At 46.4% G+C, this 6,796-nt stretch carries 5 protein-coding genes; 2 read left to right on the plus strand and 3 right to left on the minus strand.

Annotated elements, in window-relative coordinates; all coding sequences use genetic code 11:
- The first annotated feature begins 356 nt into the window (after positions 1-356).
- On the plus strand, positions 357-1,919 hold the full coding sequence (locus PX484_RS10650; RefSeq protein ID WP_002804122.1) for a B12-binding domain-containing radical SAM protein: 1,563 nt from the start codon (positions 357-359) through the stop codon (positions 1,917-1,919).
- 41 nt (positions 1,920-1,960) lie between these two features.
- Here PX484_RS10650 and PX484_RS10655 read toward each other — a convergent pair whose 3' ends face one another.
- From PX484_RS10655 to serA, 3 genes are all read right to left on the minus strand, one after another.
- Positions 1,961-2,407, minus strand: coding sequence for a molybdenum cofactor biosynthesis protein MoaE (locus PX484_RS10655; protein WP_002804124.1), 447 nt, complete (start codon positions 2,405-2,407; stop codon positions 1,961-1,963).
- Positions 2,408-2,731: 324 nt separating this feature from the next.
- On the minus strand, positions 2,732-3,628 hold the full coding sequence (gene prmA, locus PX484_RS10660) for a 50S ribosomal protein L11 methyltransferase (RefSeq protein WP_287764525.1): 897 nt from the start codon (positions 3,626-3,628) through the stop codon (positions 2,732-2,734).
- A 266-nt stretch (positions 3,629-3,894) separates the two neighbouring features.
- On the minus strand, positions 3,895-5,472 hold the full coding sequence (serA, locus tag PX484_RS10665) for a phosphoglycerate dehydrogenase (protein ID WP_287764522.1): 1,578 nt from the start codon (positions 5,470-5,472) through the stop codon (positions 3,895-3,897).
- A gap of 256 nt (positions 5,473-5,728) precedes the next feature.
- On the opposite strand from serA, the gene PX484_RS10670 reads away from it, so the two are divergent.
- Entirely contained in the window at positions 5,729-6,535 is an 807-nt protein-coding gene (locus tag PX484_RS10670) for an O-linked N-acetylglucosamine transferase family protein (RefSeq protein ID WP_002804128.1), read from the plus strand.
- Positions 6,536-6,796: the final 261 nt, after the last annotated feature.

Raw genomic sequence — 6,796 nt, forward strand, 5'->3', positions numbered from 1 at the left:
ACGAAACCGAGCATGGCTAAACGACCATTCCAGTTTTCAGCGAAAGCGGTGAAGCCGAGTTTGTTTTCTTGCTTATCCATGGTGAATTGCCTTCCTATAATAAAATTGCATTTGATTCAAGTGCTTGATATTAAATGTAACATAACTTCCCAGACTATGCAACATTTGTTTACATAAATTTTATTAATGTTGACCATAAACTTTTATGGTGGCAGGGTCAAGGGTTGGCAATGGCGGCCGAAAATCAAGCCTGATCTTAGTTCTAGGGCTAAATAACGGTTTTCCCATCCCTGACCGAAAAAGATTACAATCAAGCGAAAGGTCAAGAATCGATCGCCATCGAGCGAGGAGTGAATATGCGTGCCTTACTGATTTATCCCGTTTTTCCGCCGACTTTCTGGTCCTATAACAAAATTCTGGAATTAGTCGATCGCAAAGTCTTACTTCCTCCCCTGGGTATGGTGACGGTGGCGGCGATTTTACCGCAGGAATGGGAATTTAAACTGGTCGATCGCAATATTCGGGCGGTGACAGAAGCAGAATGGGAATGGGCTGAAATAGTGATTCTTTCCGGCATGATTGTGCAACGTCAAGATTTAATCGAACAAATTCACGAAGCCAAACAACGGGGTAAACTGGTGGCTGTGGGTGGTCCCTATCCCACTTCTATCCCCCATGAAGTGGCCGAGGCCGATTTTCTGATTCTCGATGAGGGAGAAATCACCATCCCGATGTTTGTGGAAGCATTGGCAAGAGGAGAAACCAAAGGTGTTTTCCGCACCACAGAAAAACCCGATGTGACAATTACCCCGATCCCACGCTACGATCTGCTCGATTTTGAAGCTTATGATTCCATGTCGGTGCAGTTTTCGCGGGGCTGTCCCTTCCAGTGCGAATTTTGCGATATTATCGTTCTCTATGGTCGTAAACCCCGCACCAAAACCCCCGCACAATTATTAAAAGAATTAGATTATCTCTACGAATTAGGTTGGCGTCGGGGCGTGTTCATGGTGGATGATAATTTTATCGGCAACAAGCGCAACGTTAAATTACTCCTCAAAGAATTAAAGGTTTGGCAAGAAGAACACCAGTATCCTTTCCGGTTTAACACGGAAGCATCGGTAGATTTAGCCGCCGATCCCGAATTAATGGAAATGATGGTCGATTGTTACTTTGATGCGGTCTTTTTAGGTATTGAAACCCCCGACGAAGAAAGTTTACAATTAACCAAAAAATTCCAAAATACCCGTAGTTCCTTAACCGAGACGGTAGATAAGATTATTAAAGCTGGATTGCGCCCTATGGCGGGATTTATCATCGGTTTTGATGGCGAGAAAAAAGGAGCGGCCGATCGCATTATTAATTTTGTCGAAGAAGCGGCCATTCCCACGGCTCTCTTCGGAATGTTACAAGCTTTACCCAATACCGCCCTATGGACTCGCTTGGAAAAAGAAGGACGACTACGATTAACGGGGAAACAGGACATTAACCAAAGTACCCTAATGAATTTCGTTCCCACCCGGCCGATCGAAGATATTGCCACAGAATATATTGAAGCCTTCTGGAAATTGTACGATCCGGAGGTATTTCTCGATCGCACCTATCGCTGTTTCCTGAAATTAGGCGCACCTAAAGCGAAACCTGCCTTTAAACTGCCTCGCCGGGCCGATCTCTATGCCCTAGCGGTAATTATCTGGCGACAGGGCTTTAAACGTTCCACTCGCTGGAAATTCTGGCAGAATTTATTCGGTATTTTGCGTCATAATCCCGCCAATGCCGAACACTATATCACTGTCTGCGCCCACAACGAGCATTTCCTTGAATACCGTCAGATTGTCCGGGATGAAATTACGGCACAATTAGCCGAATTCCAACGCCAAGAGGCATTAATGGCGGAAAAAACCGTCATAGCTGCCTAATTATTCCGAGGATGGGTAAATAAACCCATCCTTAACCCCATTTATCGATTTTCCAGTTCACAAGCCCCAATACTAACCCATTGACTAGAACCATCAGACCAGTATTCTTTTTTCCAGATCGGGGCATTATGCTTGAGAGTATCAATAGCATAACGACAGGCTGCGAAAGCTTCCCCCCGATGGGGACAACCCACCGCTACTAAAACGCTAATTTCACCGATTTTTAGCTTACCGGTGCGATGGTGAATGACAACTCGATTAGTATCGGGCCAGGTTTGCCGAATTTGCCGAGCAATTTGCCGGAAAACCTCCATCGCCATGGGTTCGTAGGCCTGATAATCAAGATAAATAACTGGTTTACCGTCGGTTTGCTCCCGTACAGTACCACTCATTAGTACAATAGCCCCATTAGCCCCATCATCGGCTAATTGATATACTTCCTGCAAAGATAAGGGAGCGAAACTGATGCGAAAACTATCTTGAGTCATGGATGCTTTTTTCAGTAAATAGTAAATAGTAAATAAGTAGCTGGTTATAATTAAATTAAAAATGGATTTTAGGTTCGATCCCCCCTGCCCCCCTTGATAAGGGGGGTGCCGATAGGCGGGGGGATCCCCCCTTAATCCCCCCTTAATAAGGGGGGCATCTGATAATTTTTAACGCCTACCTACTTAGTAATCAGTGAAGTGACAAGACAGCACTGTTAATGCCATTTAATACTCCTCACTTGATACTGCTCACTGAAAACTCAAATCTGATAACTGCTCACTGATAACTGATAACTGATAACTGATTCCAGGCTGACAGCTATATTAATCCACAGCGCGACGAATTTGCAGACAACACCATTCTTGACGTTTCCACAGGGCAGCCACTGTCCAGCCTTGGGGTTCTAAAATATCTGTAACTGCTTGTGCTTGGGTAACAAGGATGCCGCTTAAAATTCCCCAAGTGGTGGGTTTTGCCAGACGGGTGATTTCGGGCATTAAAGCGATAATTGTCTCGGCTAAAATATTACAAACGATGCCATCGACACCATCGGGAATTAATTCTAATAACTCCCCGACACTACCGTGATTAATAGCCAAATTTTCGGGGTTAATCCCGTTGAGATGGCGATTACTATACGTCGCACTCACCGCCAGCGGATCTGTATCCACAGCATAAACTTTTTTGGCCCCTAATAAAATCGCCCCGATCGCCAGTATGCCAGAACCACAACCGATATCGGCGATAATTTTATTCTCTGGATGGCTACTTAAACGCATTTCTAGGGATTCTAGGCATAATTGGGTGGTGGGATGCGTTCCCGTGCCGAAAGCGGAACCGGGGTCAATTTTAATCACCAATCTCTCGTTATTTTCCGGGGGATTTAACCAAGCAGGACAGATCAAAAAGCGATCGCCGATCTCGCTGATCTGCCAATGTTGTTTCCAACTGCTGGCCCAGTCTTCCTCGTCCATTAACTGCCAATGGCTGACAGGTTCAGAAAAACCTAAAATCAAAGCATCTTGCTTTAACCAGAGGCTTAGTGCCTCTAAATCAGGCAATTGCGCTTTAATTTCTGGTATATAGGCCCTAACCTCTAAAGAGGATTGTTTTTTAGCGGTGGCCGTTCCCGAACAGCCAAAATCTTCCAGTCTCCAGAAAACCGTTTCTTCGAGACTAGGTTCGCACAAAACCGTAATTTCCCACCAACTATTAGACATATATCAGTTATCAGTGATTAGGTATCAGTTATCAGATTTGGGTTTTCAGTCAAAAGTATTAAGTGGCAAGTTCCGAGCTTTCCTTTCACTGATTACTGATTAAGCTAAGACGCATTTAAACCGCTTATTCTTAGATTAGCCCCCCTTGCCCCCCGACCCCCCCGATGTCGGTAGTAGGGTTGATTCATGAATCAACCCTACCTTGAATCAACCCTAGGGGGGTGGGGGGTTGCCTCTTGCCTTCAGAAGCTGATAACTGATTTAATCTAGAGTTTTACCGTGTAAGCATCGCGGATACCGGGGACTTTAGTAATTTCCGAGAGAAGACCTTCCGGTAGAGGATCATCGAGACTCAGGGCCATAACTGCGTCACCGCGAATAATTTTGCGTCCTACCTGCATACTGGCGATATTGACATTAAAACTGCCTAAAAGTGCGCCAATTTTGCCGATAATACCGGGCATATCTTGGTGAAGGGTGAATAACATATGATTACTCGGAGGCACGTTAATGGGGAACTCATCGAGGTCAGTAATGCGGATTTCTCCCGTACTTAACAGCGCTCCGGTGACGGAATGGGTCCCCATGGAACCATTGGCTTCCAAATGAATCGATCCCGAATAGTCGCGGGTGGAAGCATCCCGGGTTTCGATTACCCGGATACCGCGTTCCTTAGCTTCGATCGCCGCATTAACATAGTTTACCCGTTCCCGGAGGGCTTGGGAAAGTAAACCCTTAATTGCCGCTATCACCAGGGGTTGACTGTCTTTAGTGGCCAATTCTCCCTGTAAACGGACATTTAACGAGTCACAGCGACCTCCTGCTAACTGGCTGACGAGATTACCCATAGTTTCCGCTAATTGCAGGTAAGGGCGCAGTTTTTCCATAACATCGGGAGTTAGTCCGGGGATATTAACGGCCGAACGCGCTGGCAAACCGAGGAGGACATCGCGAATTTGTTCGGCCACATCAATAGCCACATTAACCTGTGCTTCCGTAGTCGATGCGCCTAGGTGGGGAGTGAGGATGACGTTAGATAATTCTCTTAATCTAGATTCGCCTAAAGGTTCCTGTTCAAATACATCCAAGGCTGCCCCGGCGATTCTACCGGATTCGAGGGCTTCAATTAAAGCCAACTCGTCGATAATGCCGCCGCGGGAACAGTTAATGATGCGGACCGTGGGTTTCATCTTAGGGAGGGTTTCCCGACCGATGAGATGCTGGGTTTCGGGAGTTTTCGGGACGTGGAGGGTGATAAAATCGGACTCGGCAAAGAGTAGTTCCAGATCCACTAGGGTGCAACCGAGTTGATCGGCGCGTTCTTTGGAAATAAAGGGATCGTAGGCGAGAATTTTCATGCCTAGGGATCTAGCAACGGCGGCGACGTGGGAACCAATTTTCCCTAAACCGACGACTCCTAGGTTCTTTTTATAAACTTCTGTGCCGATAAAGCGATTTCTTTCCCATTTATTCGCTTTTACCGACTGATTGGCATCGGGAATATGACGGGAGAGGGATAACATCATGGCCAAGGCGTGTTCGGCAGCGGCGATCGTGTTACCTTCGGGAGAGTTAACGACAATAATCCCCTGACGGGTGGCCGCGGGAACATCGATATTATCGACTCCTACCCCTGCGCGGCCGATAATTTGTAGTTTGCTGCCCGCTTCGACGATTTCCTTAGTGACGCGGGTACTGGAACGGAGCATCAGTGCGTCGTATTCGGGGATAATTTGAATGATTTCCTCGGCGGATAGTCCTGTTTTCACGTCCACTTGGGCAACCTGTGACAGAATTTCTACTCCTACCGGATCGATCGAATCGGATACCAGAACTTTGGCCATAATCTTTATAACGTGCTTTATTCAGTCTACGGGCAAATGCTAGACCAATATTCGGGTCTAGCCGCAATAGCCCATTTTAGAAGCAAAGGGTGCAGTCTATGGCAAAATTAGCGAAAAGATTTTAGGTTGTCCTTCTCATGGTCGTCCATGGTGTTGATGTCAGCCTCTTGCCGTTGTAACTGAGATATGGCCAATTTAATCACGGTGGCGATCGAGTTTTCCGCTTCTTTTTCTAAGGCTTTTTCTAGGGCTGCTATTGCTTCTGTATCCTTCGGCTCCCCTGCAACTCCACTATCTGGGTTATCCTGATACCCTTGGTGCAGATTTTATCCCCTACATTCTGGGCGATCGCTTTTTAATTCCCCCAGATTTGGCGGAATATTACAGGGAAACTTTAGTGGAATTACCCCACGTTTTTGTTACTACTCCTTTGTCTTTTTCTGAACCACCGCCATCGCGGTCGGAACTGGGATTACCAGACGAGGGATTTGTCTATGCTTGTTTTAATCGCACTGATAAATGGTCGCCTGAACTCTTTGCTTGCTGGCTGGAGATTTTGCAAGCTGTACCCAACGCTGTGCTGTGGTTGGCGGAGTCTTCTGAGGATATTTCCCAAACCCTGCGAGCAAAAGCGAAAACCGCAGGCGTTGACCCAGAGCGTCTTGTCTTTTTAGTTCAGCGTTCCCCATGGGAATTCATCTCTGTGTGTCGGCAGGCAGATTTGTTTTTAGACACGTTTCTGTATAATGGCGGAGCGACTTCTGTTTGCGCCATTCAAGCTGGCGTTCCTTTACTGACTTGTCCTGGAGATACTTTTGCTTCGCGAATGGGGATGAGTATTTGCCACGCTGCTGGTTTAGAATCTTTTGTCTGTGAAAGTAGGGAATCCTATCAAGTCCAAGCAATTTATTGGGGGACCCACTGGGAGGAACTGCGCCAATTCACTCAGCAATGGCAGCAAAAACAGGGAGATTTACCACTATTTCAACCGGCTACCTGGATTAAAGCAATGGAAACTCAGTTAATGAATCTTTGGCAAAACCAAATAAGGAACTGTATTTAGGGTTTGCTGAATAAGTTTTTCGTGGGGGTAGGGTGTGGGATGTGGGGTGTAGGGTTTTACCGATTTTCATCTGGTCAATTACCTAAGTAGGGGCTGCTGAAAAAGTTTTTCGTGGGGGCAGGGTGTGGGGTGTGGGGTGTAGGGTTTTACCGATTTTGAGGTAGTCAGTTACCTAATTTTCAGGGAAAAAGTACCTGAATTTTACCCCCGATCCCTCCAATGGTCGGCACTTTTTGAGGTCAAAAAAGTCTAAAAGCCTTA

Source organism: Microcystis sp. M49636_WE2 (genome assembly GCF_030065375.1).
Lineage (GTDB): Bacteria > Cyanobacteriota > Cyanobacteriia > Cyanobacteriales > Microcystaceae > Microcystis > Microcystis aeruginosa_C.

Excerpts from the sequence above, each read along its gene's own strand:
- PX484_RS10650 (WP_002804122.1), top strand. The coding sequence starts at position 357 with ATGCGTGCCTTACTGATTTATCCCGTTTTTCCGCCGACTTTCTGGTCC.
- PX484_RS10655 (WP_002804124.1), bottom strand. The coding sequence starts at position 2,407 with ATGACTCAAGATAGTTTTCGCATCAGTTTCGCTCCCTTATCTTTGCAG.
- prmA (WP_287764525.1), bottom strand. The coding sequence starts at position 3,628 with ATGTCTAATAGTTGGTGGGAAATTACGGTTTTGTGCGAACCTAGTCTC.
- serA (WP_287764522.1), bottom strand. The coding sequence starts at position 5,472 with ATGGCCAAAGTTCTGGTATCCGATTCGATCGATCCGGTAGGAGTAGAA.